Source organism: Streptomyces sp. NPDC022910 (genome assembly GCF_055561075.1).
Genome location: NZ_JBVHHL010000003.1, coordinates 136,053 through 160,496, shown reverse-complemented (window position 1 = coordinate 160,496; position 24,444 = coordinate 136,053). Strand labels below are relative to the sequence as shown.

25 protein-coding genes are annotated in these 24,444 nt (G+C 70.9%); 19 read left to right on the top strand and 6 right to left on the bottom strand.

Features of this window, described 5'->3' with window-relative positions:
* Positions 1-125: 125 nt before the first annotated feature.
* Positions 126-881: a class I SAM-dependent methyltransferase gene (locus ACZ3TS_RS04110; RefSeq protein ID WP_467613512.1), complete on the bottom strand. Its 756-nt coding sequence runs from the start codon at positions 879-881 to the stop codon at positions 126-128.
* A gap of 163 nt (positions 882-1,044) precedes the next feature.
* Between ACZ3TS_RS04110 and ACZ3TS_RS04105 the strand changes: the two genes are divergently transcribed.
* From ACZ3TS_RS04105 to ACZ3TS_RS04065, 9 genes are all read left to right on the top strand, one after another.
* Positions 1,045-1,431: a VOC family protein gene (locus tag ACZ3TS_RS04105; protein WP_467613511.1), complete on the top strand. Its 387-nt coding sequence runs from the start codon at positions 1,045-1,047 to the stop codon at positions 1,429-1,431.
* A gap of 76 nt (positions 1,432-1,507) precedes the next feature.
* A complete protein-coding gene (locus ACZ3TS_RS04100; protein WP_467613510.1) occupies positions 1,508-2,020 on the top strand; it encodes a DinB family protein in 513 nt (170 codons plus the stop codon).
* A gap of 5 nt (positions 2,021-2,025) precedes the next feature.
* The gene (locus ACZ3TS_RS04095) at positions 2,026-2,418 is read left to right on the top strand and encodes a VOC family protein (RefSeq protein WP_467613509.1); all 393 of its coding nucleotides are present in this window, start codon (positions 2,026-2,028) and stop codon (positions 2,416-2,418) included.
* A gap of 2 nt (positions 2,419-2,420) precedes the next feature.
* The gene (locus tag ACZ3TS_RS04090; RefSeq protein ID WP_467613508.1) at positions 2,421-2,906 is read left to right on the top strand and encodes a GNAT family N-acetyltransferase; all 486 of its coding nucleotides are present in this window, start codon (positions 2,421-2,423) and stop codon (positions 2,904-2,906) included.
* Between the two features lie 187 nt (positions 2,907-3,093).
* On the top strand, positions 3,094-4,716 hold the full coding sequence (locus ACZ3TS_RS04085; RefSeq protein ID WP_467613507.1) for a peptide ABC transporter substrate-binding protein: 1,623 nt from the start codon (positions 3,094-3,096) through the stop codon (positions 4,714-4,716).
* Positions 4,717-4,750: 34 nt separating this feature from the next.
* Entirely contained in the window at positions 4,751-5,674 is a 924-nt protein-coding gene (locus ACZ3TS_RS04080; RefSeq protein ID WP_467613506.1) for an ABC transporter permease, read from the top strand.
* Entirely contained in the window at positions 5,667-6,647 is a 981-nt protein-coding gene (locus ACZ3TS_RS04075; protein ID WP_467613505.1) for an ABC transporter permease, read from the top strand. Before ACZ3TS_RS04080 ends, ACZ3TS_RS04075 begins: the two co-directional genes overlap by 8 nt.
* A 4-nt stretch (positions 6,648-6,651) precedes the next feature.
* The gene (locus ACZ3TS_RS04070; RefSeq protein WP_467613504.1) at positions 6,652-7,644 is read left to right on the top strand and encodes an ABC transporter ATP-binding protein; all 993 of its coding nucleotides are present in this window, start codon (positions 6,652-6,654) and stop codon (positions 7,642-7,644) included.
* Positions 7,631-8,707: an ABC transporter ATP-binding protein gene (locus ACZ3TS_RS04065; RefSeq protein WP_467613503.1), complete on the top strand. Its 1,077-nt coding sequence runs from the start codon at positions 7,631-7,633 to the stop codon at positions 8,705-8,707. The genes ACZ3TS_RS04070 and ACZ3TS_RS04065 overlap by 14 nt, the downstream gene beginning before the upstream one ends.
* Before the next feature lie 169 nt (positions 8,708-8,876).
* Here ACZ3TS_RS04065 and ACZ3TS_RS04060 read toward each other — a convergent pair whose 3' ends face one another.
* Positions 8,877-10,997 carry a S9 family peptidase gene (locus ACZ3TS_RS04060; RefSeq protein ID WP_467613502.1) on the bottom strand — a complete coding sequence of 707 codons (2,121 nt, stop codon included), beginning with the start codon at positions 10,995-10,997 and terminating at the stop codon, positions 8,877-8,879.
* Positions 10,998-11,201: 204 nt separating this feature from the next.
* Here ACZ3TS_RS04060 and ACZ3TS_RS04055 point away from each other — a divergent pair, with 204 nt between their 5' ends.
* The 8 genes from ACZ3TS_RS04055 (at position 11,202) to ACZ3TS_RS04020 (ending at position 18,886) form a co-directional block, all read left to right on the top strand.
* Complete coding sequence (locus ACZ3TS_RS04055) at positions 11,202-11,396, top strand: hypothetical protein (protein ID WP_306189482.1); 195 nt, start codon at positions 11,202-11,204, stop codon at positions 11,394-11,396.
* Between the two features lie 60 nt (positions 11,397-11,456).
* Complete coding sequence (gene mshB / locus ACZ3TS_RS04050) at positions 11,457-12,380, top strand: N-acetyl-1-D-myo-inositol-2-amino-2-deoxy-alpha-D-glucopyranoside deacetylase (RefSeq protein ID WP_467613501.1); 924 nt, start codon at positions 11,457-11,459, stop codon at positions 12,378-12,380.
* Positions 12,377-12,763 (top strand): DUF6113 family protein, encoded by a 387-nt coding sequence (locus ACZ3TS_RS04045; protein ID WP_467613500.1) that lies wholly within the window; start codon positions 12,377-12,379, stop codon positions 12,761-12,763. Before mshB ends, ACZ3TS_RS04045 begins: the two co-directional genes overlap by 4 nt.
* A gap of 256 nt (positions 12,764-13,019) precedes the next feature.
* Positions 13,020-15,287, top strand: coding sequence for a hypothetical protein (locus ACZ3TS_RS04040; RefSeq protein ID WP_467613499.1), 2,268 nt, complete (start codon positions 13,020-13,022; stop codon positions 15,285-15,287).
* Positions 15,288-15,415: 128 nt separating this feature from the next.
* Positions 15,416-16,339: an ABC transporter ATP-binding protein gene (locus ACZ3TS_RS04035; protein ID WP_467613498.1), complete on the top strand. Its 924-nt coding sequence runs from the start codon at positions 15,416-15,418 to the stop codon at positions 16,337-16,339.
* A complete protein-coding gene (locus tag ACZ3TS_RS04030) occupies positions 16,336-17,076 on the top strand; it encodes an ABC transporter permease (protein WP_467613497.1) in 741 nt (246 codons plus the stop codon). The genes ACZ3TS_RS04035 and ACZ3TS_RS04030 overlap by 4 nt, the downstream gene beginning before the upstream one ends.
* Positions 17,077-17,081: 5 nt before the next feature.
* Entirely contained in the window at positions 17,082-18,275 is a 1,194-nt protein-coding gene (locus ACZ3TS_RS04025; protein WP_467613651.1) for a sensor histidine kinase, read from the top strand.
* On the top strand, positions 18,272-18,886 hold the full coding sequence (locus ACZ3TS_RS04020) for a response regulator (protein ID WP_467613496.1): 615 nt from the start codon (positions 18,272-18,274) through the stop codon (positions 18,884-18,886). Before ACZ3TS_RS04025 ends, ACZ3TS_RS04020 begins: the two co-directional genes overlap by 4 nt.
* A gap of 120 nt (positions 18,887-19,006) precedes the next feature.
* Here ACZ3TS_RS04020 and ACZ3TS_RS04015 read toward each other — a convergent pair whose 3' ends face one another.
* Both ACZ3TS_RS04015 and ACZ3TS_RS04010 read right to left on the bottom strand, forming a co-directional pair.
* The gene (locus ACZ3TS_RS04015) at positions 19,007-19,858 is read right to left on the bottom strand and encodes a transglutaminase family protein (RefSeq protein ID WP_467613495.1); all 852 of its coding nucleotides are present in this window, start codon (positions 19,856-19,858) and stop codon (positions 19,007-19,009) included.
* 17 nt (positions 19,859-19,875) lie between these two features.
* Positions 19,876-20,925 carry a GNAT family N-acetyltransferase gene (locus tag ACZ3TS_RS04010; RefSeq protein ID WP_467613494.1) on the bottom strand — a complete coding sequence of 350 codons (1,050 nt, stop codon included), beginning with the start codon at positions 20,923-20,925 and terminating at the stop codon, positions 19,876-19,878.
* Positions 20,926-21,065: 140 nt separating this feature from the next.
* Here ACZ3TS_RS04010 and fdxA point away from each other — a divergent pair, with 140 nt between their 5' ends.
* Positions 21,066-21,386 carry a ferredoxin gene (gene fdxA / locus ACZ3TS_RS04005; RefSeq protein ID WP_043443616.1) on the top strand — a complete coding sequence of 107 codons (321 nt, stop codon included), beginning with the start codon at positions 21,066-21,068 and terminating at the stop codon, positions 21,384-21,386.
* A 162-nt stretch (positions 21,387-21,548) separates the two neighbouring features.
* Positions 21,549-22,640 carry a bifunctional succinyldiaminopimelate transaminase/glutamate-prephenate aminotransferase gene (locus ACZ3TS_RS04000; RefSeq protein ID WP_467613493.1) on the top strand — a complete coding sequence of 364 codons (1,092 nt, stop codon included), beginning with the start codon at positions 21,549-21,551 and terminating at the stop codon, positions 22,638-22,640.
* Between the two features lie 77 nt (positions 22,641-22,717).
* On the opposite strand, the gene ACZ3TS_RS03995 is transcribed toward ACZ3TS_RS04000, so the two are convergent.
* The gene (locus ACZ3TS_RS03995; RefSeq protein WP_467613492.1) at positions 22,718-23,155 is read right to left on the bottom strand and encodes an ATP-binding protein; all 438 of its coding nucleotides are present in this window, start codon (positions 23,153-23,155) and stop codon (positions 22,718-22,720) included.
* Between the two features lie 324 nt (positions 23,156-23,479).
* Entirely contained in the window at positions 23,480-24,436 is a 957-nt protein-coding gene (locus ACZ3TS_RS03990) for a heavy metal transporter (protein WP_467613491.1), read from the bottom strand.
* Positions 24,437-24,444: the final 8 nt, after the last annotated feature.

Below are 24,444 nucleotides of genomic sequence, written 5' to 3'. Positions count from 1 at the left end.
CCCCTTGTGGCCTGCGGAAATAGCACGTGGATGCGATCGAGACAGTCATTGGTCCACACCTCTGAAGCGCTCCAGGTGGAGGCCTGACGGTGTGTCGATCGAGGACCGGGCGAGAGGAGGCGTCCTCAGAGAGAGTCGGCCCGGTCGGCGGTCCGCGCCACGGTGATGATCTCGGGGCTGGTGGGGGTGAGCGGACCCCGCCCCCAGTCCCCGTACTGCTCGACGACCGTGAGCCCAGCCCCGGTCAGGAAGCGGGAGAGGGCGTCCGGTTCAAGGAACCGAAGGGTGCTCCGGGTGACCCGCGGACGCTCCCAACCGGTGCCGTCGAAGGTCGAGGTGAACGTCACCCGGTCCCCCGGCTCAGGCGTCTCCACCTCGTGCCGGAGGCTCACGACCTCGCCGTCGCCGTACGGCGCCTCGCGCACCCGGTCCGGCGTCCACGACTCCCAGGCGCGGGCTGTCGGGTTCCGGGTCTCGAACACGAACTTCCCACCCTCGTCGAGGGCTTCGCGCACGCCTGCCAGGCAGGTCAGCAGCTCCTCGTCCGACAGAAGCACTTGAAAGGCGTGCCCGGTCATCACGACGAGATCGAAGGCACTCTGCCAGCGGTGGGACAGCAGGTCGCCGAGCACCCACTCCACACCGGGAGCGCGGCGCCGCGCCTGGACGAGCATCGCGGCGGCCGGGTCGAGCCCGCACAGCCGCCCGTCGTGCCCGCTCTCCCGGGCCCGCGCCAGCAGCTTGCCGGTCCCGCAGCCGACATCCAGCACCCGCGCCGCGCTCATCACGACTTCCAGGTAGAAGTCGTCACTCGGGCCCCACGGATTGAGGGCGTCGTACAGCCCGGCAAGGGCGACATCGGAGAACGCGCGGTCGACCATCGTGGCAGTTTCTCAGCTCCGGGCCGGGGTTGGGCGGACTGTACGCGATCTTTGTCGACCGTAACCAACATGTGGGGGTATCGCGTAGTGTCCGTGGGGAGAGCCGTCTCGTCTCCCGGGACGACGGAGGCCGCTCGCGGGGCCGACAGGGGAAGAGCAGGGCGTGCTGCATCACATCGAGCTGTGGGTCCCCGACTTGGGGAGCGCCGTCGCGTCCTGGGGCTGGCTGCTGGAACGCCTCGGCTGCGCCCCCTACCAGGACTGGCCGGACGGCCGGAGCTGGCGGCACGGGGACGTGTACATCGTCGTGGAGGAGTCCCCGGCCCTGCGCGGGCGCGACCACGACCGGCTGCGTCCGGGCCTGAACCATCTGGCGTTCCACGTGCCGACCCGGGCGGACCTCGACGCCCTCGTCACCGAGGCGCCCGGGCACGGCTGGACCCTCCTCTTCCCCGACCGCCACCCGTACGCGGGCGGTCCCGGTCACTGTGCGGCGTACCTGGAGAACGCGGACGGCTTCGAGGTCGAACTCGTCGTGCGGGCTGCGTGATCGCCTTGCTCGTCCCCTTCGTTTGCGCGTTCAATTCGTTCGACTTCCGGTCGGCGGTCCGGGATGCTGCCTGGCGATGACTCGAACCGACACGCCTCCCGCCTGGGACGAGCGCACGCAGCTGACCACCTTTCTCGACTATGTACGCGCCACCGCCCGCGCCAAGTGCGAGGGCGTCTCGCCCGAGGACGCCGTCAAGGCGCCGCTGCCCGGCTCTCCGCTCATGACCCTGTGCGGTCTGGTCAGCCATCTGCGCTGGGTGGAGTACCACTGGTTCCACGTGGTCTTCCTGGGCCAGGAGGACGAGGGCATGGTGGCCCGGGCCACCGAGGACGACCCGGACCCGGAGATGCGTCTGGCCGTCGACATTCCCTTGGCCCGCCTCCTCGCCGAGTACGAGGAACAGAGCGCCCGCTTCCGCGACCTGGTCGCCGCCCATGACCTCGACACCAGGGCGGAACGCCCCATCCGCGACGGCCGCCGGGTCGACCTGCGCTGGATCCTGCTGCACCTCATCGAGGAGACGGCCCGCCACAACGGCCACCTGGACATCGTGCGCGAACTGCTCGACGGCGCGAAGGGAGTCTGAGCCTCATGGGAGAGAGCACCCCGCTCGGCCCGATCATCCGCACGATCACCTTCGACTGCACCGGCGACCCGTACGAACTCGGCCTCTTCTGGAGCGCGTTGCTGGACCGCCCCCTCGCCGACGACGACAAGCCCGGCGACCCGGAGGCGGTGCTCCGCGACCCCGACGGCGGCCCGGCCCTGCTCTTCGTCCGGGTGCCCGAGGGCAAGTCCGCCAAGAACCGTGTCCACCTCGACCTCCGGCCCCGGGGCCGCACCCGGGCCCAGGAGGTGGACCGCGCCTTGGCCCTGGGTGCCCGCCGGATCGCGGGCCGCACCCGACCGGACGGCGGCGGCTGGGTCGTCCTCGCGGATCCGGAGGGCAACGAATTCTGCATGGAACGCGGAGAGTCGGACTGAGCATGTCCTCCCTGCCCCTGCCCCTGCCCCTGCGCCTGGAGAAGGTGACCGAGGAGAACGTCGACGCCGCGTGCGAACTGCGGGTCCGCCCGGACCAGGAGCGCTTCGTGTCGACGGCGGTGAAGTCGCTCGCCGAGGCGTACGTCCGCCCCGGGACCGCCTGGCCCCGACTCGTCTACGACGGCGACGCACTCGTCGCCTTCGTCATGGCCTTCTTCGACGTCCGCTTCAACCCCGAGGAGCCCGACGACCGCCCGCGCTCGGGCCTGTGGCGCCTCAACATCGCCGCCGGTCACCAGGGCCGCGGCTATGGCAGCTTCGCCGTACGGTCCGGCTGCGACGAAGTCCGCCGCCGAGGCGCCACCCGCGCCACCGTCACCTGGGCACAGGGCGAGGGCGGCCCCGAACCGTTCTACCTGCGGCTGGGGTTCCGGCGCACGGGGGAGATGGGTGGGGAGCAGGTGGTCGGCGAAATGGACCTGATGTAGAGGTCGGGCTGCCGCCCGACCTCTCGTTTTCCACGCTCAAGGGCTCCCGCGGGATGCCTGCCATCCGAATGACGTCCCGCCGCGGCGGGTGGCGTGACTGGGTGATATGTCAGCTAAATGCTGATATGGAGTGATAACGGACAGCGCCTCGGCGCTGGAGGTTCGGGGCACTCCGAGGAGGCACTCCATGCGTGGAGCCAGGCGTGCGGGATGGGCGGCGGGCGCGGCCGCGGCAGCCCTCGTCGCGGCCGGCTGCGGCGGGGGCGGAGGCGGCGGCAGCGACCCTGGAGTGCTCAGCGCCTCCTGGGGCGATCCGCAGAACCCGCTGGAGCCCGCCAACACCAACGAGGTCCAGGGCGGCAAGGTCCTCGACATGGTCTTCAGGGGACTGAAGCGCTACAACCCGAAGACCGGCGCGGCCGAGAACATGCTCGCGGACAAGATCGAGACGTCGGACTCGCGGAGCTTCACCATCACCGTCAAGGCCGGCTGGACGTTCAGCGACGGGGAGCCCGTCACCGCCCAGTCCTTCGTCGACGCCTGGAACTACGGCGCGAGCCTGAAGAACAACCAGAAGAACGCGTACTTCTTCGGATACATCGAGGGGTACGACAAAGTGCACCCGGACACCGGCACCCAGACCGCCGACACCCTCTCCGGACTCCGAGTGACCGGCCCCCGCACCTTCACGGTGAGGCTCAACCAGAAGTTCTCGACCTTCCCGGACACCCTCGGCTACGCCGCCTTCTCCCCGTTGCCCAGGGCGTTCTTCGAAAACCACACGGCCTGGCTGAAGAAACCGGTCGGCAACGGTCCGTATCTGATCAAGTCCTACACCAGGGGCTTCATGATGTCGCTCAGGAAGTGGAACGGATACCCGGGCGCGGACAAGGCGCAGAACAACGGGGTGGATCTGCAGGTCTACACCGACAGCAACACCGCCTACACCGATCTGCTGGCCGGGAACCTCGATCTCGTCGACGACGTACCCGCCCCGCAGCTCAAGTTCATCAAGGCCGACCTGGACGGCCGGTACATCAACGTCCCGGCCGGCATCATCCAGACCCTCGCGTTCCCCTTCTACGACCCCAGGTGGAACAAGCCCGGGACGGAGAAGGTCCGCACGGGCCTGTCCATGGCGATCGACCGGGACCAGATCACGAACACCATCTTTCTGAAGACCCGCACGGCCGCGACCGACTGGACCTCACCGGTGCTCGGCCCGGACGGTGGCTTCAAGGAGGGGCTGTGCGGCGACCCCTGCAGGTACAAGCCGGTCCGGGCCAAGCAGCTCATCCAGGAGGGCGGCGGGCTGCCCGGCGGCCAGATCAAGATCACCTACAATGCCGACTCCGGCTCCCACAGGCAGTGGGTGGACGCCGTGTGCAACTCCATCAACAACGCCCTCGGCAACGACAAGGCCTGCGTGGGCAACCCGGTCGGCACCTTCGCCGACTTCCGCAGCCAGATCGGCCGGCACAAGATGCAGGGCCCGTTCCGGGCCGGCTGGCAGATGGACTACCCGCTGATCCAGAACTTCCTGCAGCCGCTCTACTACACGAACGCGTCCTCCAACGACGGCAAGTGGTCCAACAAGGACTTCGACAAGCTCGTCGACCAGGCGAACGCGGAGAGCGACCAGGCCAAGGCGGTGAAGCTGTTCCGGCAGGCCGAGGGGGTCGTACGGGACAACATGGCCGCCATCCCGCTCTGGTACCAGAACGGCAGCGCCGGCTATTCGGAGCGCCTCTCCCACGTGGCCCTCAACCCGTTCAGCGTCCCCGTCTACAACGAGATCAAGGTCGGCTGAGCCCCACGGCTGCCCGCTACCCCCCGGAGGCCCCATGGGACGGTACGTCGTCCGGCGTCTGCTGCAGATGATCCCGGTCTTCGTCGGCGCGACCCTGCTGATCTTCCTGATGGTGAACGTGATGGGCGACCCCATCGCGGGCCTGTGCGGGGAGCGGCAGTGCGACCCCGCCACGGCCGCCCAGCTGCGCCGGGACTTCGGCCTCGACAAACCCGTGTGGCAGCAATACGCGACCTACATGGGCAACGTCTTCACCGGCGACTTCGGCACCGCCTTCAACGGGCAGCCCGTCACTGAGCTGATGGCGACGGCCTTCCCGGTCACCATCCGGCTCACCGTCGTCGCGATCCTCTTCGAGATCGTCATCGGCATCGCCCTCGGTGTGGTCACCGGTCTGCGCCGCGGGCGGCCCGTCGACACGACGGTCCTGCTGCTGACCCTCGTCGTGATCTCGGTGCCGACCTTCGTCACCGGTCTGCTGCTCCAACTGCTGCTCGGCGTCCAATGGGGCTGGATCAGGCCGTCGGTCTCGCCGGACGCCGCCTTCGGCGAGCTGATCGTCCCCGGCCTGGTCCTCGCCTCCGTATCGCTCGCCTATGTCACCCGGCTGACCCGGACCTCCATCGGCGAGAACAAGCGGTCCGACTACGTCCGCACGGCGATCGCCAAGGGGCTGCCTCGCCACCGCGTGATCACCCATCACCTGCTGCGCAACTCGCTCATCCCCGTCGTCACCTTCATCGGCACCGACATCGGCGCGCTGATGGGCGGCGCGATCGTCACCGAGCGGATCTTCAACATCCACGGGGTCGGCTACCAGCTCTACCAGGGGATCCTCCGGCAGAACACGCAGACGGTCGTCGGCTTCGTGACCGTCCTCGTCCTCGTCTTCCTGGTCGCCAACCTGCTCGTCGACCTCCTGTACGCCGTACTCGACCCGAGGATCCGCTATGCCTGAGCAGCCGTACGAGCCCGAGCGGGCCGTCGCCGGGACCGGCATGGGCGGCGCGATGGACCTCGCCGCGAGCGAGGCGACCACCCTCGAGAAGACACCAGGGGGACCGGAGGGCACAGGTCCCGCGGGCAAGCCGCGCAGCCTGTGGTCCGACGCCTGGCGCGACCTGCGCCGCAACCCCGTCTTCATCGTCGCCGGGCTGGTGATCCTCTTCCTGGTCGTCATCTCGGTCTGGCCGTCCCTGATCACCTCCGGCCACCCCCTCCAGTGCGACCTCGCCAAGGCCCAGGAGGGTTCCCAGCCCGGGCATCCGTTCGGATATGACGGCCAGGGCTGCGACGTGTACACCCGGACCGTCTACGGCGCGCGTACGTCGGTCACGGTCGGCGTCTGCGCCACGCTGGGCGTGGCGGTCCTCGGCTCGATCCTGGGCGGGCTCGCCGGGTTCTTCGGGGGAGGGTGGGACGCGATCCTGTCCCGCACCACCGACATCTTCTTCGCCATCCCGGTCGTACTCGGCGGTCTGGTCCTCCTCTCCGTGGTGACCAGCAACACGGTCTGGCCGGTCATCGGGTTCATGGTGCTGCTCGGGTGGCCGCAGATCTCCCGCATCGCCCGCGGCTCGGTCATCACCGCCAAGCAGAACGACTACGTCCAGGCGGCCCGTGCCCTCGGCGCCTCCAACTCCCGCATCCTGCTGCGGCACATCGCCCCCAACGCGGTCGCACCGGTGATCGTCGTGGCGACCATCGCGCTGGGCACCTACATCGCCCTGGAGGCGACCCTGTCGTACCTGGGTGTCGGTCTGAAGCCGCCGAGCGTGTCCTGGGGTATCGACATCTCCGCCGCCTCGCCGTACATCCGCAACGCCCCGCACGCGCTGCTGTGGCCCTCCGGCGCCCTCGCGATCACCGTGCTCGCGTTCATCATGCTCGGCGACGCGGTGCGCGACGCCCTCGACCCGAAGCTGAGGTGACCCCGTGCTCCTCGAAGTGCGCGACCTGCACGTGGAGTTCCGGACCCGGGACGGGGTGGCCAAGGCGGTCAACGGCGTCAGCTACGGCGTGGACGCGGGCGAGACGCTCGCCGTGCTCGGCGAGTCCGGCTCGGGCAAGTCCGTGACCGCGCAGGCCGTCATGGGCATCCTCGACATGCCGCCCGGCAGGATCACCGGCGGCGAAGTCCTCTTTCAGGGGAAGGACCTGCTCACCCTGAAGGAGGACGAGCGGCGGAGGATCCGCGGCGCCGGGATGGCCATGATCTTCCAGGACGCGCTGTCCGCCCTCAACCCCGTGCTCACCGTGGGCGAGCAGCTCGGCGAGATGTTCGTCGTACACCGCGGCATGTCGAGGAAGGACGCCCGCGCCAAGGCCGTCGACCTGATGGACCGGGTAAGGATCCCGGGCTCCGCGCAGCGCGTTCGCGACTACCCCCACCAGTTCTCCGGCGGCATGCGCCAGCGCATCATGATCGCGATGGCTCTGGCGCTGGAGCCCGCGCTGATCATCGCGGACGAGCCCACCACCGCCCTCGACGTCACCGTCCAGGCCCAGGTGATGGACCTGCTCGCCGAGCTACGGCGCGAGTACCGGATGGGCCTCATCCTGATCACGCACGACCTGGGCGTGGTCGCGGACGTCGCCGACCGGATCGCCGTCATGTACGCGGGTCGGATCGTGGAGTCCGCTCCCGTGCACGACATCTACAAGGCGCCCGCCCATCCCTACACCAGGGGTCTGCTGGACTCCATTCCCCGCCTCGACCAGAAGGGCCGGCAGCTCTACGCCATCAAGGGCCTGCCGCCGAACCTCATGAACATCCCGCCCGGCTGTGCCTTCAACCCCCGCTGTCCCCTGGCCCGGGACGTGTGCCGCACCGATGTGCCGCCGCTCTACGAGGTCGCCGGCGACCACGGGAGCGAGCGGGTGAGTGCCTGCCATTTCTGGAGGGAGTGTCTGCATGGCCGGTCCTGAGCCGATTCTGGAGGTCTGCGGGCTGGTCAAGTACTACCCGCTCACCCGGGGCATCCTCTTCAAGCGGCAGATCGGCGCGGTCAGGGCGGTCGACGGCGTCGACTTCACCCTGGGTCGCGGGGAGACCCTCGGCATCGTCGGCGAGTCCGGCTGCGGCAAGACGACGGTGGCCAGGATGCTGGTCCACCTGGAGACACCGACGGCAGGTTCGATCAAGTACAAGGGCGAGGACATCACCAAGTTGTCCGGGCGCGCCCTGAAGGCCGTCCGGCGCAACATCCAGATGGTCTTCCAGGACCCGTACACCTCCCTCAACCCCCGTATGACCGTGGGCGACATCATCGGGGAGCCCTACGAGATCCACCCCGAGGCCGTGCCCAGGGGGGACCGGCGCCGGCGGGTGCAGGAGCTGCTCGACGTGGTGGGGCTCAACCCCGAGTACATCAACCGCTATCCGCACCAGTTCTCCGGCGGCCAGCGTCAACGCATCGGCATCGCAAGGGGGTTGGCGCTGCGCCCGGAGATCATCGTCGCCGACGAGCCCGTGTCCGCGCTCGACGTGTCCGTCCAGGCCCAGGTGATCAACCTGATGGCGCGGCTCCAGGACGAGTTCGGGCTGTCCTACGTCTTCATCGCGCACGACCTGTCGATCGTGCGGCACATCTCCGACCGGGTCGGGGTGATGTACCTCGGGCGGATCGTGGAGATCGGCAGGGAGGCGGAGATCTACGACCATCCGACGCACCCCTACACCCAGGCCCTGCTGTCGGCCGTACCCGTGCCCGACCCGGAGGCGCGCGAGCGCCGGGAACGGATCATCCTGAGCGGTGACGTGCCCTCCCCGACGAACATCCCCTCCGGCTGCCGCTTCCGCACCCGTTGCTGGAAGGCCCGGGAGCGGTGCGCGTTGGAGGTACCACCGCTCGCGGTCCCCGAGGATTTCCGTCGGGCGACGGGGCCGGCCGTGCACGATTCGGCGTGCCATTTCGCGGAGGAGAAGACGGTGGTGCCGCCCGAGGAGCCGCCGGTGGTGGGGGATGACCCGCACGAGGAGCCCGTATAAGCACACAAAAGCACACGAAGTTCGTTAACAAGCAAGCAACTTGGCCGACGCGGTTCCGATATACGGACGCAGCACAGTGAACAGCGTACGGCCGTGCGGGTGCCGTAAACGGGCCGGGGTGCGCCATGTCACCCCGGCTCGTTCTTCTGCGCCTGAACCGGCGCCGCTCTCAGACCGGGTTCAGAGCGCGCTTCAGGAAGTCCAGCTGTAGCAGCAGCAGGTTTTCGGCGACCGTTTCCTGCGGGGTCATGTGGGTCACGCCGGACAGCGGGAGCACCTCGTGCGGGCGGCCGGCGGCCAGGAGGGCCGAGGACAGGCGCAGGGAATGGGCCACCACCACGTTGTCGTCAGCCAGCCCGTGGATGATCATCATCGGCCGGGTCGGCTCCGCGGCCTCCACCAGGCCCGCGTCGTCGATGAGGGAGTTACGGCTGTAGACCTCGGGTTGCCGCGCCGGGTGCCCCAGGTAGCGCTCCTGGTAGTGGGTGTCGTACAGCCGCAGATCGGTCACCGGTGCGCCGACCACGGCCGCGTGGAACACATCCGGGCGGCGCAGCGCCGCGAGCGCCGCCAGATAGCCGCCGAAGGACCAGCCGCGGATCGCCACCCGGCTCAGATCGAGCGGGAAGTCGCCGGCCAGGGCGTGCAGCGCGTCGACCTGGTCCTGGAGCACGACCGCCGCGAGATCGTCCTTCACCGCCTTCTCCCATGCGGGGGAGCGGCCCGGGGTGCCCCGCCCGTCCGCGACGATCACCGCGAAGCCCTGGTCGGCGAACCACTGCGAGGTCAGGTGCGGGTTGTGCGCGGCCACCACGCGCTGCCCGTGCGGGCCCCCGTAGGGGTCCAGGAGAACGGGAAGGGAGGTGTCACCGTCGTAGTCCGTAGGCATAAGCACGGCGCACGGGATTCGGCGTGCGCCCCCCTGTGTGAGTGTCACGTGCGGGGACAAACCGGGATCTTCCGCGTACGACGCCATGGTTGACACCTTCTTGCCGTCGCGCAGCACGTGCGCCTGGGCACCCGGGCGGTCGAGCACGGAAGAGACGAGCACGGTCACGCCCCCGGCACGCACCGCCGAGTGCACGCCCGGCTGCTGCGACACGCGTTCCACGCCGAGCTCATTGACCCGGTACACATGGACCTCGCCGATCTCCGGATCGGCTGCCGCCTCGCCGGCCGACGCCGCGACCAGCACATCGTCGTCCGACACGTCGAGCACCGCCCGCAGGTGCAACTGCGCTCCTGTGAGAGGCCGTTCCCCCACCGCGAGCACCCGCGCGCCGCCCTCGTCGGCGATCCGCACCAGCTGCCCGGAGGGGCTCCAGCACGGGACCCCAGGGAAAAGTTCAAGCCATTGTGGATCTTCGTCGGCGTGCACCATCCGGGTCGCCCCGGTGTCCGGGTCCACTGCCAGGAACAGCTGGCTGCGCTGGTCGCGCGCCTGCACCAGAATCAGCGGCGCAGCCGCCGCTGACCAGTGAACACGCGCCAGATAGGGGTAGCCCGCCCGGTCCCAGACCACCTCCGTGCGGGCCCCGTCGAGGCCCAGGACGAACAGGCGCACGTCCGCGTTGTCGGTGCCGGCCGCCGGATACGCGACCCGCTGCGGCTCGCGCTCCGGATGTGCCGGATCGGAGATCCACCACCGGCGCACCGGCGTGTCGTCCACGCGTGCCACGAGCAGCCGGTCGGACTCGGGCGACCACCAAAACCCGCGCGAACGCCCCATCTCCTCGGCCGCGATGAACTCGGCCAATCCATAGGAGACCGACTCCGACTCCTCCTCGGCCAGCGCCCGGTCGTCCTCGCCCTCGGCGCCGACCACGCGCAGGGCGCCTCGGGCGACGTACGCGACATGCCGTCCGTCGGGGGCCGGTCGGGGGTCGATCACGGGTCCGGGCACGGGCAGTTCGCGTGCCGTGCCCGCGCGCAGCTCCGCCGTGAAAAGCCGTCCCGACAAGGCGAAAGACGCCAACTCCACGGCGGTGTCGGTGGCGTAGCCGACGATGCCGGCGCCGCCCTCGCGGCTGCGCTCCCGGCGGGCGCGCTCCTCGGGTGGCAACTGCTCGGCGGCGCCCCCGAGAAGCGCGCGCGGATCGGCCGCCGGGCGCTCCGTGCCGTCCGTCGCATCGAGGACCCACAGCTGGTGCGCGCGATCCGTGCCGGACGCGGAGCGCAGGAACACGACACGGGAACCGTCGGGCGCGACGGTGAACGCACGCGGCGCGCCGAGCGTGAACCGCTGGGTCCGCGCGTGCCGTCGGGGGAAGGAAGCAGACTCGGTCGTCATGCCCCGACCATATTGGCCATGCGCCCCCTTGTGCGGCCGTGCGCCGATCGATGCGCACGTACGGATAGTTATGATCGCTACCGCATAGTGGGTATGAACCCGCTTGCATCCGGGTGGATTTATCTGTGTGGATATTTCCGCACGGATTCGTTGCCCCCATAGTCCGACCCCCGCGCCCCTGTGGATCTTTGGAGGTGAGCCGCCGTGGCACTCTCGATTTCGGCGGTGGTGCTGCTGGCGATCATCGTCTTCCTTCTGATCAGGAAGTCAGGGCTGAAGGCCGGGCACGCGATCGTGTGCATGCTGCTCGGGTTCTACCTCGCCTCCTCGACCGTCGCCCCGACGATCAGCGAGCTGACGACGAACATCGCGGGGATGATCGGCAGCATCAAGTTCTGACGGGCTCCGACCCGGGCGGGGCACGACGCACGGCGCCGCCCGCCTCGTAGGGTGGGTCCCATGACGGATCTGCCCGACCGGCGTCTGCTCCTGGTGCACGCGCACCCGGACGACGAGTCGATCAACAACGGGGCGACCATGGCCAGGTACGCGGCCGAGGGCGCCCGGGTGACGCTGGTGACCTGCACGCTCGGCGAGGAGGGCGAGGTCATCCCGCCCGCGCTCGCGCATCTCGCGCCCGACCGCGACGACGCGCTGGGCCCCTACCGCCTCCGCGAACTGGCCGCCGCCATGGCGGAGCTCGGCATCACCGACCACCGCCTCCTCGGTGGTCCCGGCCGCTACCGCGACTCCGGGATGATGGGCGCCCGCCAGAACCACCGACCGGGCGCCTTCTGGGCCGCCGGCCTCGACGAGGCGGCCGGCCATCTGGTGGCGGTCGTCCGGGAGGTGCGCCCCCAGGTCCTCGTCACCTACGACCAGAACGGCGGCTACGGCCACCCGGACCACATCCAGGCCCACCGCGTCGCCATGCGCGCCGCCGAGCTGGCCGCCGACCCCGGCTTCCGCCCCGACCTCGGCGCGTCCTGGGAGATCGCCAAGATCTACTGGAACCGGGTGCCGCGCCCGGTCGCGGAGGCCGCCTTCGAGCGCCTGCGCGAGGTGCTCGACAAGACGCCCTTCGCCAAGGCGGCGACCGTCGAGGACGTTCCCGGTGTGATCGACGAGGCGTTGATCACCACGCAGATCGACGGCACCGCGTTCGCTGCCGCGAAGGCCGCGGCGATGCGGGCGCACGCCACGCAGATCGAGGTCACCGAGCCGTGGTTCGCCCTTTCCAACGCGCTCGCGCAGCCCCTGTTCACCACCGAATATTACGAGTTGGTGCGCGGTGAGCGAAGCGAGAGGGGGGTCCCCCCGGCCGGAGGCTGGGGGAGCACCGAGGCACGCGAGACCGACCTGTTCCAAGGAGTGACCCCATGACGTCCTCGGGCAAGCAGCCGAGTGCGCTCGCACAGCCGCTGAATCCGCCCTCGGCCGGACGGATCGCCGGATATCTGGGCCTGTTCATGCTCGGCGCGGTGGTCGGCGTGGCGGGCGGGCTCGTGCAGTCCGGCTGGTTTCCCGGCGGACTGCTCCTCGCACTCGTGGGCGCGGCCGGGCTCTTCGTCGGAGGTGCGCGGGCCACGGGGACCCGGGCGGGGGCCGTCGCGCCCGCCGCGGGCTGGGTGATCGCCGTCATCCTGCTCACCGCCAGCCGCCCGGAAGGCGACTTCCTGTTCGGTGCGGGCGTCGGATCCTATCTCTTCCTGCTGGGCGGGATGGCCGTCGCTGTGATCTGCGCCACCCTTGCCCGGGGGCGGTGACCGGGTGGCCCCGGCGCCCGACTTGGCAAGTGACGTACCACTTCGTCTTCCGGGGCGCGGGATGTCCCCCGTGAAAACGGGGCGTGCAGGTGGGGGTCCCGTGCGGGTTTCCCAGCAGGCGCGGTCTGCTGGGGGCGAGCGGCCAGTATGGTGGTGCGCGCCGCCGAGCCTCCTCCGTGTTCTCGGCTTCGCCGGAGCGGAGGAGACCACCTGTTGAGGTCGAAACAGGCGGTGGAGCCAACCGGGAGAACCTGCCTTGAGTCGTGAAACTGACAGTTCGTCCGCCGGACCGAACGGGCGTGGCGGAGCCGCGTACCCGTCGGGGACGCCGCCGTACGGGACCCCCATGGCTTCCGAGGACGGTGTCGACGCGAGCCGTTCGGCCGCGCGGCCGGAAGAACGCAAGACCGAGACCACGCTGACGACCCGGATCCGGATCAACATCCCCGGATCGCGGCCCATTCCGCCGGTCGTCATGCGCACGCCCGTCGCGGACGCCGACACCGCGGACGAAGCGGGCCCTGACACCCAGACGACGGAGACCGCGAGCGCGCTCAGCACTTTCGACAGCCCCGTGGAACCCTCCGCGCAGGCCGAGGACACGGCGAGCGACTGGTTCGCGCCCCGCAGAGCCTCGGCGGCCAAGGGCCCGCAGGGCGGCGGGTCGGCCAACGGCCCCGGCCTGCCGGGGGGTTCCGGTATACAGGGCCCGAACGGAACCTCGAGTGCGCCGGGCGGCCCCCGTGCGGGTGGCGCGCTGCCGGGTGCTCCGGGCGCGAACGGCGCGGGTGGTGCGCGCCCCGGTGCTTCCGGGGCTCCGGGCGCCCCGGGTGCACGGCCCGGAGGGGGCACCGGCGGCGCGGGCCCGCTGGGCGCAAGCCCGGGCGGGACGAACGGCAGGGGGCTTCCCGGTGCCACCGGCGCGGGCCCCGTCGCGCCGGGGCACGGCGGCGGCACCGGCTCCTTCGACGTCTCAGACGCGGTGGCGGCCAGCACCGCCTCGTTCCCGGCCATCGGCACCGAAGGCGGTGAATCCAGCCGCGACGATCTTCCGTACTTCACCGATGCGGGCCGCAGTGGCCCGTCCGGACCCACCGGCGGCCCGGTCACGGGCGACGGACCGGTCATTCCCCCCGCAGGCCCCAGGCCGGGTGGTCCCGGCCGGAGCGCCCCCGGGGCGGGCCCCGGCGGCCAGGGCTTCCCGACACCCGGCCTCCCGGGCACACCCGGCACCGGCCAGGGCGGTCCTCTCGGCCCCGGTGCACCTGGCGCGCCAGGTGCCGCTGCCGCCGCGGGCCGGGGCCGTCCCGGCGGCGGGCTCAGCGACGACACCGCGATCCTCACCCCACAGAAGCCGGCCCCCGGACCCGGTGGCCAGGGCTTCGGCGGCCCCGGCGAGAACATCTCGGGGCACACGGTCACCAGCGGCATCCCGGTCGTCCCGTCGGGTGCCCAGAACGGGCCGTTCGCGGGCACACACCCCGACGGACCGGTGCCGCACACGCCACCCAAGCTGCCCGACCCGCCCAAGGCGCAGCAGTCCACCGGTGCGAAGCCGGCCAAGAAGGCCAAAAAGAAGGGTCGCAACAAGCCGGTGCTCCTGGTCGGCGGCCTGGTCGTCGTCGCCGGTTTCGCCTACGGCGCGGGTCTGCTGATGAACCACTCCGACGTGCCCAAGGGCACCACCGTGCTCGGCGTCGACATCGGCGGCGGCACCCGTGACGAGGCGATCCAGAAGCTGGACGCCGCGCTGGGCAGCCGTACGGACAAGCCGCTCCAGCTGTCGGTCGACGGCAAGACCGTCTCCCTCAAGCCGGACCAGGCGGGCCTTCAGCTCGACAGCAAGGCCACCGTCGCGGCCGCCGCGCAGAGTGACTACAACCCGATGTCGGTGATCGGCTCCCTCTTCGGGCAGGAGCGTGTCGTCAGTCCGGTCATGCCGGTCGACGAGGAGAAGCTGCAGGCCGCCCTGGAGCGCGCCGCGGGAGGCGCCGGCTCGTTGACCGAGGGCACGATCAAGTTCGAGTCCGGCAAGGCCGTGGCCGTGTACGGCAAGGCGGGCAAGGGCATCGACGTCGCCGGTTCGACCGCGGCGGTCGAGCAGGCGTACCGCACCCAGGTGGAGACCGGCGTCGGCACGCCCGTGAAGGTGCCCACGACCACCCGGCAGCCGACGATCACGAACGCCGAGGTCGACCGGATGATGAAGGCGTTCGCGGAGCCGGCGATGTCCGCCAACGTCACGGTGCGCACGGACGCCGTGCACTTCGTCTCGTTCAGCCCGCAGAAGTCGATCTACAAGTTCCTCAGCGTGCAGGCGGTGAACGGCAAACTGGTGGAGCACTATGACCTCCAGGTGCTCAAGGAGTTGTACGGCGGCACGTTCACCGGGGTGAAGATCCAGCGCGGCAACGGGAGCAAGACGGACGTGACCCCACAGGACGTCGCCGGCGCCCTGAGCAAGGCGCTGCGCGGCAAGGCCACCGCGGAGCGGGACGCCACGATCGAGACGAACCCCAGCTAGCCGCGGCGCGCACGGCACGGGGGCACCCGGCATCCGTCGGGTGTCCCCCGCCGACATGACGTCTGTCATGTCGAATGCGCGACAGCCGGCACTGCCCCGCGGTGCCACGGCGTCGCGACGATGGGGCCATGACGACGACAACTACGGCCACCGGGCCGGTGGTCGGGTTCGACCAGGTGACCAAGGCCTACGGAAACGTCCGGGCCGTCGACGCGCTGTCGCTCGAACTGCACCCGGGCGAGACGGTGGCCCTGCTGGGCCCCAACGGGGCGGGCAAGTCGACCACCCTCGACCTGCTCCTCGGGCTCAAGCACGCGGACAGCGGCACGGTCCGGGTGTTCGGTACCGGCCCCCGCGAGGCCATCGTGGCCGGGCGCGTAGGGGCCATGCTGCAGAGCGGCGGCCTGATGGACGAGGTCACGGTCGCCGAACTGGTCAAGCTCGCCTGCGCTCTTCACCCCAAGCCCTACAAGGTCACCGACGTCCTCGCCCGCGCGGGCATCTCGCAGATCGCCGACCGCAAGGTCAACAAGCTCTCCGGCGGCCAGTCCCAGCGCGTCCGCTTCGCCCTGGCCACCGCCGGCGACAGCGACCTGATCGTGCTCGACGAGCCGACCACCGGCATGGACGTCTCCGCCCGCCAGGCCTTCTGGGCCACCATGCGCGAGCAGGCCGACCAGGGGCGTACGGTCCTGTTCGCCACGCACTACCTGGAAGAGGCCGACGCGATCGCGGACCGGGTGCTCGTCCTGCACCGCGGGCGGCTCCTCGCCGACGGCACCGCCGCCGAGATCAAGGCGAAGGCCGGCGCCCGCCGCGTCTCCTTCGACCTGGAGGGCATGATCGACGAGGCCCCGCTGCGCGCGCTGCCCTTCCTGACCTCGATAGACGTTTCCGGGCAGACGGTCCGAATCCAGTCCACCGACGCCGACGCGACGGTCCACGCCCTGTACGGCCTCGGCGTCTACCCCCGCAACCTCGAAGTCGCTGGGCTCGGGCTCGAGCAGGCGTTCGTCGCCATCACCGAGGCCGAGGAGGCCAAGCAGTCATGAGCAGCCTGATCAAGCTGGAACTGGCCCGGGCCCTGCGCAACCGCAAGTTCCTGTTCTTCTCCGTGCTCTACCCGTCGCTCCTGTTCCTGCTCATCGCCGGGAAGGCCGACAGCGTGACCAAGGTCGACGGCACAGGCCTCACGATCCCGACCTACATGATGGTCTCCATGGCCTCCTTCGGCGCCCTGACCGCCGTCCTGATGGGCAACAGCGAGCGGATCGCCAAGGAGCGCGAGAGCGGATGGGTACGGCAGTTGCGGCTGACCACCCTGCCGGGGCGCGGCTACGTCCTCGCCAAGACCGCCAGTGCCGCCGTCGTCAGCCTCCCGTCCATCGTCGTCGTGTTCGTGGTCGCCGCGGCCGTGAAGCACGTCCACCTGGACGCCTGGCAGTGGCTCGCCCTCACCGGCGCGATCTGGGCCGGCAGCCTCGTCTTCGCGGCGCTCGGCGTGGCCATCGGCTACCTCGCCAGCGGCGACGCGGTCCGCCCGATCACGATGATCACCTACTTCGGCCTGTCGATACTGGGCGGTCTGTGGATGCCGACGACCACTTTCCCGCAGTGGCTGCAGGACATCGCCAAGTGGCTGCCCACCTACGCGTACGCTGCCCTGGGACAGGCCATCGAACAGAGCCGGGCCCCGCACGCACAGGACATCGCCGTCCTCGTCGCCTTCTTCGCGCTGTTCGCAGGCGGCGCGGCCTGGCTGTACCGGAAGGACACCTTGAAGGCGTGAGCGCCATGACGGACGACCTGCGGTCCGACGAGGTCCGGTCGGAGCGGCTGATGCGCATGGGGCAGCCGCCCCGCAACCGGCGGGAGCTGCTGCGCAAGACCCTGTGGATCGGCGTCTGGCTCGTCTTCCTCAGCTCACCGGTCCACGACCTTGCCTCCGGCAACCACACCACCGGCGGCATCGCGGCCGGCTGGCTGGGTCTCGCGGGCTTCGTCGGGGTCTATCTCACGCTGGTCTTCCGCAACATGGGCCGGCCGTTCTCCCGGACGTTCGTCAGCGTCCTCCTGGTCTCTCTCGCCGCGCTCGCCGCCCTGCTGTGCTTCACGCTCGGCTCGCCCTGGATCGGCCTCTTCGTCTACGTGTCCGTCGCCTGCGGGGCGACCTTGCCGCTGCGGGTGGCCTACTGGGCGATCCCGGCGACGGCCGCCGAGATGCTGCTCGTCGGACAGCTTGTCGGTGAGGAGCACGCGTGGAACATGCTTCTCCTGGTGCTGCTCATCGGGTACGCGATGACCGGAGTCGGCCAGCTGGTGCGCACGACGATCGAGTTGCGCAAGGCCCGCGCCACCGTCGCGCAGCTCGCCGCCAACGAGGAGCGGCTGCGGCTGGCCCGCGATCTGCACGACCTGCTCGGCCACTCGCTCTCCCTGATCACCCTGAAGAGCGAGCTCGCCGGCCGTATGCTCCCCGACCATCCCGACAAGGCGGCCCAGCAGGTCGCCGACATCGAACAGGTCAGCCGCCAGGCCCTCGTCGATGTGCGCGAGGCGGTCACCGGCTACCGTCGCCCGCGCCTGGCCGCCGAACTCGCGGGCGCCCAGGTCGCCCTGACGGCGGCCGGGGTCACCGCGCAGGTGCCCGCGGAACCGGACCTCGCCGGCGTGGCGGAGGAGAGCGAGTCCGCCCTTGCCTGGGCTCTGCGGGAGGCGGTGACCAACGTCGTACGGCACAGCGGCGCGGGGCGCTGCACGGTGGAGGTGCTGCGGCGGCAGACCCTGGAGGGCCCGGTGCTGGAACTCTCCGTCGAGGACAACGGCTCGGGCGGCTCGGGCAAGGGCCCCGGCAACGGCCTGACGGGTCTGACCGAGCGGCTGGAGAAGGCCGCCGGGACCCTGGAGGCGGGCCGCCTGAAGCACGGCTTCCGGCTGGTCGCGCGCGTGCCCCTCGGTACCGCGGTGGACGTAGGATCCGGTGCATGAGCCGCACGATCAAGGTCCTGCTCGCCGAGGACCAGTCGATGGTCCGGGAAGCCCTGGCCGCCCTGCTGGGCCTGGAGGAGGACATCGAGGTCGCTGCCCAGGTCGCCCGCGGTGACGAGGTGCTGACGGCGGCACGCGCCCATGACGTGGACGTGGCACTCCTGGACATCGAGATGCCCGGCGCCACCGGGATCGAGGCGGCGGCCCAGCTCCAGCGGGAGTTCCCGTCCCTCAAGGTGATCGTCCTCACCACGTTCGGACGTCCCGGCTATCTGCGCTCCGCGATGGAGGCGGGCGCCGACGCCTTCCTGGTGAAGGACGCGCCCGCGGCCCAACTCGCCGAGGCGGTACGGAAGGTGCTGGCCGGGGAGCGCGTCATCGACCCCACCCTGGCGGCGGCCGCCCTCGCCGACGGCGCCAACCCGCTGACCGACCGCGAACGCGAGGTCCTGCGCGCGGCGGCCGACGGCTCCACCAACGCGGAGCTGGCCGCCGCCCTGCACCTGTCCCAGGGCACGGTCCGCAACTACCTCTCCACGGCGATCCAGAAACTGGCGGTCCGCAACAGGGCGGAGGCGGTACGGATCGCTCGTGAGAAAGGGTGGCTGTAGCGCCCCCGAAAGGGCGCCGGGCCTGTGACATCAAGCGGCTCCGCCGCATGGGCGCGCGACCGGTCCCGACGTATCCGCACTCGCACGACCGCGCCGACCCCGCGGTGCTGGGGCGAACCCTCAGTTGAGCCTGGCTCGAGCCGCCCGGGCCTGCTCTCGCACCCGGTCGGCCGCCGTCTCGTCGACGGCGGACACCAACTCGGCGTAGGCCTCGAGCTCCGCGGCCCCTCGCAGAAAATCGCCGCGCTGCACGAGAAGCTGCGCGCGCTCGTACCGCAGCCGCGCCGGATGCGACGGCAGCAGCAACGACAACTCGACCGCCCACAGGGCGACATCCGACCGCTCGGGCCGGGCGGCGGCCCACGCGCGGATGTTGTTCAGCATGCGCAGCACGACGTCCAGCGGATCGGCGGGCACGAGCATCGACGGATCGAGCGGCGCCCCCGTGGCCCCGGCGACCAGCATCTCCGCGTCGCCGCCGGTCAGCACCCGGCCCCCGTCGAAGGGGTCGGCCAGCACGTGCTCGTCCGTCGGCCCGAACCCGACGACGAAGTGCCCGGGGAGCGCGACCCCGTGCACCGGCCCACCCGCCCGCCGTGCCACCTCGATCCACACCACCGACAGCAGGATCGGCAGCCCGCGCCGCCGCCGCAACACCTCGTGCAGCAACGAGGACTGCAGCCGCTCGTAGTCGGCGGGCGTGCCATGGAATCCGTGGCGCCCGCCGAGGAGGTCGGCCAGCGCGGCGGCCCAGGACCGGGGTCCGCCCGGCGCGAAGGGCAGCTGCCCGGCCAGCCGGTCCAGCTCGATCTGCGCGGCGTCCATCCCGGCATCGTCCAGCGTCCCGTCCGCGGCCGCTCCCACCAGCAGACAGAGGGTCGCGAGGTCGGGCCGCGCGGAGCGGGCCTCCTCGCCGAACCGCCGCCGCACCTCGGCGGCCCGTTCCGGTTCCGGGGGATAGGGGGCATGCATGGCGGCCTCGAAACCTCTCACACCACCGGGCCGCGCCCCGCGACCGCCGGGCCGTCCGTGTCGGGCCCGGGGGAGCCCTCCGGCTCCCGGTAGTGGTGATGTGCATGATGCGCTTCGAAGCCCAGTCCCGCGTACAGGGCCCGGGCGCCCGCGTTGTCCGTCTCCACCTGGAGCCAGGCCGCCGAGGCGCCCTCGGCGAGGGCCTGCCGGGCCAGCGCGGCCATCACGGCGCCGGCCAGGCCCCGTCGGCGCTGGTCCGGGGCGACCTCGACCGCCGCGAAACCGGCCCACCGGCCGTCCACCACACACCGCCCGATCGCCGCCGGAGGGGCACCCTCCGGCCCCGGTACCGCCGCGAACCAGACCGAGGGTCCGCTGCCCAGCACCTTGAGGGCCACCTCGCCCAGCCCCTTGCGCTGGTAGCGGGCGAGCCACCGCTCGTCGGCCGTGCGCGAGAGCACGACCCCGGGCGCCTCCCGGTCCGTCAGGGGTGCCAGCGAGCCCGTCCACAGCTCGGCGGTCACCTCCCGTGTCCACCCACGGGCCTCCAGTTCGGCGCCCAGCAGCTCCTGCGTGCCCTGCGCACCCGTCGCCACCTGCACGTACGCGGGCAGGCCACGGGCCGCGTACCAGCGCCGTACGACCTCCAGCGCCGCGTCCAGCGACAGCCCGGGGTCACCGAGCGGCAGCACCGAATTGGCCCGGCGCGTGAATCCGGCGGCGGCCCTCAGCTCCCACTCGCCGAGGGGCTCGCGCTCCACCGGCTGCCAGGCCCGGGCGGTGATCCGTGCCAGCTCCTCGTACGAGGCCGCCGGGCCCCGCCGACGGGCCGGAGCCGCCGGCACGACCTTGCCCGCGACCAGCGAGGATTCCGGGATCCGGACGCTTTGACCGTCCCGCCGTGTGATCAGCAGCACACCTTCGTCCCATGATGTGAGAACACCGACCGTGTCGGTGAACCTCTCACCCTCGGCGGCATGTTCGTACCACTGCCGTACGGAGACGCGTTTGCCCACGTCAGCAGCGGTGATTCGGACCTCGAGCCGTCCGCCCGCAGAGATTTCCACAGGTCAGTTCACCCCTCCTGTTCGGATCATGCCCAGGAACGGAGATACTAGGTGCGGGCATCGACGACGCCGCGCTCCCGCGCGCCAGGCGGCGGAGCCTGAGGAGGCCCGCCAGCGCCCTATCGAGGAGGAACGACAGCGTGACCTACGTCATCGCAGAGCCTTGTGTCGACGTCAAGGACAAGGCGTGCATCGAGGAGTGCCCGGTCGACTGCATCTACGAGGGCCAGCGGTCCTTGTACATCCACCCGGACGAATGCGTCGACTGTGGAGCCTGCGAGCCGGTGTGCCCGGTCGAGGCGATTTTCTACGAGGATGACACGCCCGAGGAGTGGAAGGACTACTACAAGGCGAACGTCGAGTTCTTCGACGAGCTCGGCTCGCCCGGTGGCGCCAGCAAGCTGGGGCTGATCGAGCGCGACCACCCCTTCATCGCGGCGCTGCCCCCGATGAACCAGTAAGCGGTACGCACCACCGTGCCGCCTCGGTCCCGTACGGTGCCCGCCGCACCGCACGGGACCGAGGCGTTTGGCGCCCGTACGCTCCTACTGGGGCACTCGTCGTACGAGAACACGAGAACTCGTACCGGGGCGCCCGATGTACAAGAAAGTGAGCCCGATCCCGTGTCCGCAGTCTCCCACCGCCTTCCGACCTTCCCTTGGGACAAGCTGGAGCCGTACAAGAAGACGGCTGCCGCGCATCCGGACGGGATCGTCGACCTGTCCGTCGGTACCCCGGTCGACCCGGTGCCCGAGCTGATCCAGAAAGCGCTGGTAGCGGCGGCGGACTCCCCGGGCTATCCGACGGTCTGGGGCACGCCCGAGCTGCGGGACGCGATCACGGGCTGGGTGGAGCGGCGTCTGGGTGCCGGTGACGTCACCCACCGCCATGTCCTGCCCGTGGTCGGCTCCAAGGAGCTCGTGGCGTGGCTCCCGACCCAGCTGGGCCTCGGTCCCGGCGACACGGTCGCGTACCCGCGCCTGGCCTATCCGACGTACGAGGTCGGCGCGCGACTGGCCCGCGCGGACCACGTGGTCTACGACGACCCGACCGAGCTGGACCCGGCGAACCTGAAGCTGCTCTGGCTCAACTCCCCGTCGAACCCGACGGGCAGGGTGCTGGCCAAGGAGGAGCTGACCCGGATCGTGGCCTGGGCGCGCGAGCACGGGGTCCTGGTCTTCTCCGACGAGTGCTACATCGAGCTGGGCTGGGAGGCCGACCCCGTCTCGGTCCTGCACCCGGATGTGTGCGGCGGCTCGTACGAGGGCGTCGTCGCGGTCCACTCCCTGTCCAAGCGGTCGAACCTGGCGGGCTACCGGGCGGCGTTCCTCGCGGGTGACCCGGCGGTCCTGGGCCCGCTCCTGGAGATCCGCAAGCACGGCGGCATGATGACGTCGGCGCCGACGCAGGCAGCGGTCGTGGCCGCCCTGGGCGACGACACGCACGTCCGCGAGCAGCGCGAGCGCTACGCCGCCCGTCGCACGGCCCTGCGCGACGCTCTCCTGAAGCACGGCTTCCGCATCGAGCACAGCGAGGCGAGCCTGTACCTGTGGGCGACCCGCGACGAATCGTGCTGGGAGACGGTCTCCCACCTCGCCGACTTGGGCATTCTGGTCGCCCCGGGCGACTTCTACGGCGCTGCGGGCGAGAAGTTCGTACGGGTGGCCCTGACGGCGACGGACGACCGCGTCGCGGCAGCGGTCGCGCGGCTGTAGGCCGCCTACGGACGCCACGGACGCTGCGGAGGGGTCCAGGGAACTCCCTGGACCCCTCCGCCGTACGGCCGTGCGGCTCAGCCGCCCAGCGGCAGCTGCTGTACCGGCAGCCCCGTCTTCGTGGCGCCACCGAGCAGACCCCCGGCCTGCCCCGTCGCGTCCCCGGCCACCTTCTGCGCGACCGGCGCTGCCGTCCCGACGATCTTCCCGCCGGTGCTGCTCGCGGTCGGCACCGCCTTCTTGACCGCCTTGCTGCCGGCCTTGACCGCCTGGCCGCCTGCGTCACCCGCGAGTCCGGTGACCTTCTGGGCCGCACCGTCGACCTTCTGAGCCGCGCCGTCGACGGTGGTGCCGACCTGCGCGCTGTCCAGAGCGGTCAGCCCGCCGAGGTTCGGGGTGGCCGGCAGATCGGTCGTCGCCGCGCTGGCGGAGCCGGCCGCACCGACCACGGGTGCCGCTCCCGCCGCGATCAGCAGCGCGGCACGGGCGATCCGGCGGGTCAGGGGGAGGGACATGATGCTCCTTAGACGGGAGAGAACGGTGAAGTGTCCGACTGCGTCCGGCAGTTGACCGTTCGGGGCTCGGACGCAGTGACTACCGCTCGAAGCCCACGAAGGTTGCGGTGCCCCAATGTAAAGAGTTGGTAATGCGTCGCATTATCGGCTGGGGGTGAAATCGGGCAAACGGCATCCGGCCGGAAAGCCTGCCGAATCCTTACAGCCCTTTGTTCTCAAGGGATTTCGTGTCCGCGTAAGGGGGCGGACAAAAACCGGCGCGCCTCGTCGACGAGGCGCGCCGTGCACAACTCCGATGGGTGAGCACCCGTACTGCTGCCCGATCTACTCTCCGGTGACGATGCGGACTTCGGTGGTCGACGCCTTCGCGCCGGAGGCACCGGTCGTACGCCACTCGGCCGCGAAACCTCCGCGCGACCACTCGCGGCCCGCGAAGGAGACGCGCGCGATGTGCAGCGCCGACGAGTTGGCCACCGCCCAGTGCGCCAGCTCCCAGCCGCGCTGGCGGACCGTGCCCGAGGCGGTGGACTTCCGGGGCACCGGGACCGTCACCGCGTTTGCGGCCGGCTTCGTGGCGACCGCGTGGGACGGCGACGACCGCCCTGCGCCCACCTCCGCGCCGGCCGTCTGCAGCACCTCGCGCCCGAAGTCCCTCACGAGCGCGGCCCTTACCGCGTCCGGGCCGCCGGTCGCCGTCGGCGCCGGGCGTCCCTGACAGGTCAGTGTGGCCGCCGCCTTGCCGGTCAGCGCGTCGGCGAGCAGCGCGGCATCCGGCTCGTGCTTCGCGTACGCCTCCGGATAGCCGCTGCGCTGCACGCGCTGCGCGGCGACGGTCAGCGGCAGGTGCCGGTAGTCGGGCACCTTGGCCAGGTGTTCGTAGAAGACGCCCGCCGCGTACGTCGGGTCCATGATCTGCTTCCTCGTGCCCCAGCCCTGTGACGGACGCTGCTGGAACAGGCCGAGGGAGTCCCGGTCGCCGTGCTCGATGTTGCGCAGGCCCGACTCCTGGAGCGCGGTCGCGAGCGCGATGGTCACCGCCCGCTCGGGCAGGCCGCGGGTGGTGCCGACGGCGGAGATCGTCGCGGCGTTGACCGCCTGCTCCGGGGTGAAGTCGTACGACGCTCCGCCACCCTTGCCCGAGACGACCCGGCATCTCGGCGCGGCCGAGCCGGTGAGGTACTGGACGACGAGATAGCCCGCGAGGGCGAGCAGGACCACGACGGCCGCCCCGAAACGGAGAAGGCGGCCGCGGCGCTTGGGGATGGGGGACGGCTCCGGCACGCGTTACA

Bases quoted from the DNA above. Each gene is read 5' to 3' on its own strand.
- ACZ3TS_RS04110 (WP_467613512.1), bottom strand. From the start codon at position 881: ATGGTCGACCGCGCGTTCTCCGATGTCGCCCTTGCCGGGCTGTACGAC.
- ACZ3TS_RS04100 (WP_467613510.1), top strand. From the start codon at position 1,508: ATGACTCGAACCGACACGCCTCCCGCCTGGGACGAGCGCACGCAGCTG.
- ACZ3TS_RS04095 (WP_467613509.1), top strand. From the start codon at position 2,026: ATGGGAGAGAGCACCCCGCTCGGCCCGATCATCCGCACGATCACCTTC.
- ACZ3TS_RS04090 (WP_467613508.1), top strand. From the start codon at position 2,421: ATGTCCTCCCTGCCCCTGCCCCTGCCCCTGCGCCTGGAGAAGGTGACC.
- ACZ3TS_RS04085 (WP_467613507.1), top strand. From the start codon at position 3,094: ATGCGTGGAGCCAGGCGTGCGGGATGGGCGGCGGGCGCGGCCGCGGCA.
- ACZ3TS_RS04080 (WP_467613506.1), top strand. From the start codon at position 4,751: ATGGGACGGTACGTCGTCCGGCGTCTGCTGCAGATGATCCCGGTCTTC.
- ACZ3TS_RS04075 (WP_467613505.1), top strand. From the start codon at position 5,667: ATGCCTGAGCAGCCGTACGAGCCCGAGCGGGCCGTCGCCGGGACCGGC.
- ACZ3TS_RS04065 (WP_467613503.1), top strand. From the start codon at position 7,631: ATGGCCGGTCCTGAGCCGATTCTGGAGGTCTGCGGGCTGGTCAAGTAC.
- ACZ3TS_RS04060 (WP_467613502.1), bottom strand. From the start codon at position 10,997: ATGACGACCGAGTCTGCTTCCTTCCCCCGACGGCACGCGCGGACCCAG.
- mshB (WP_467613501.1), top strand. From the start codon at position 11,457: ATGACGGATCTGCCCGACCGGCGTCTGCTCCTGGTGCACGCGCACCCG.
- ACZ3TS_RS04045 (WP_467613500.1), top strand. From the start codon at position 12,377: ATGACGTCCTCGGGCAAGCAGCCGAGTGCGCTCGCACAGCCGCTGAAT.
- ACZ3TS_RS04035 (WP_467613498.1), top strand. From the start codon at position 15,416: ATGACGACGACAACTACGGCCACCGGGCCGGTGGTCGGGTTCGACCAG.
- ACZ3TS_RS04030 (WP_467613497.1), top strand. From the start codon at position 16,336: ATGAGCAGCCTGATCAAGCTGGAACTGGCCCGGGCCCTGCGCAACCGC.
- ACZ3TS_RS04025 (WP_467613651.1), top strand. From the start codon at position 17,082: ATGACGGACGACCTGCGGTCCGACGAGGTCCGGTCGGAGCGGCTGATG.
- ACZ3TS_RS04020 (WP_467613496.1), top strand. From the start codon at position 18,272: ATGAGCCGCACGATCAAGGTCCTGCTCGCCGAGGACCAGTCGATGGTC.
- ACZ3TS_RS04015 (WP_467613495.1), bottom strand. From the start codon at position 19,858: ATGCATGCCCCCTATCCCCCGGAACCGGAACGGGCCGCCGAGGTGCGG.
- ACZ3TS_RS03995 (WP_467613492.1), bottom strand. From the start codon at position 23,155: ATGTCCCTCCCCCTGACCCGCCGGATCGCCCGTGCCGCGCTGCTGATC.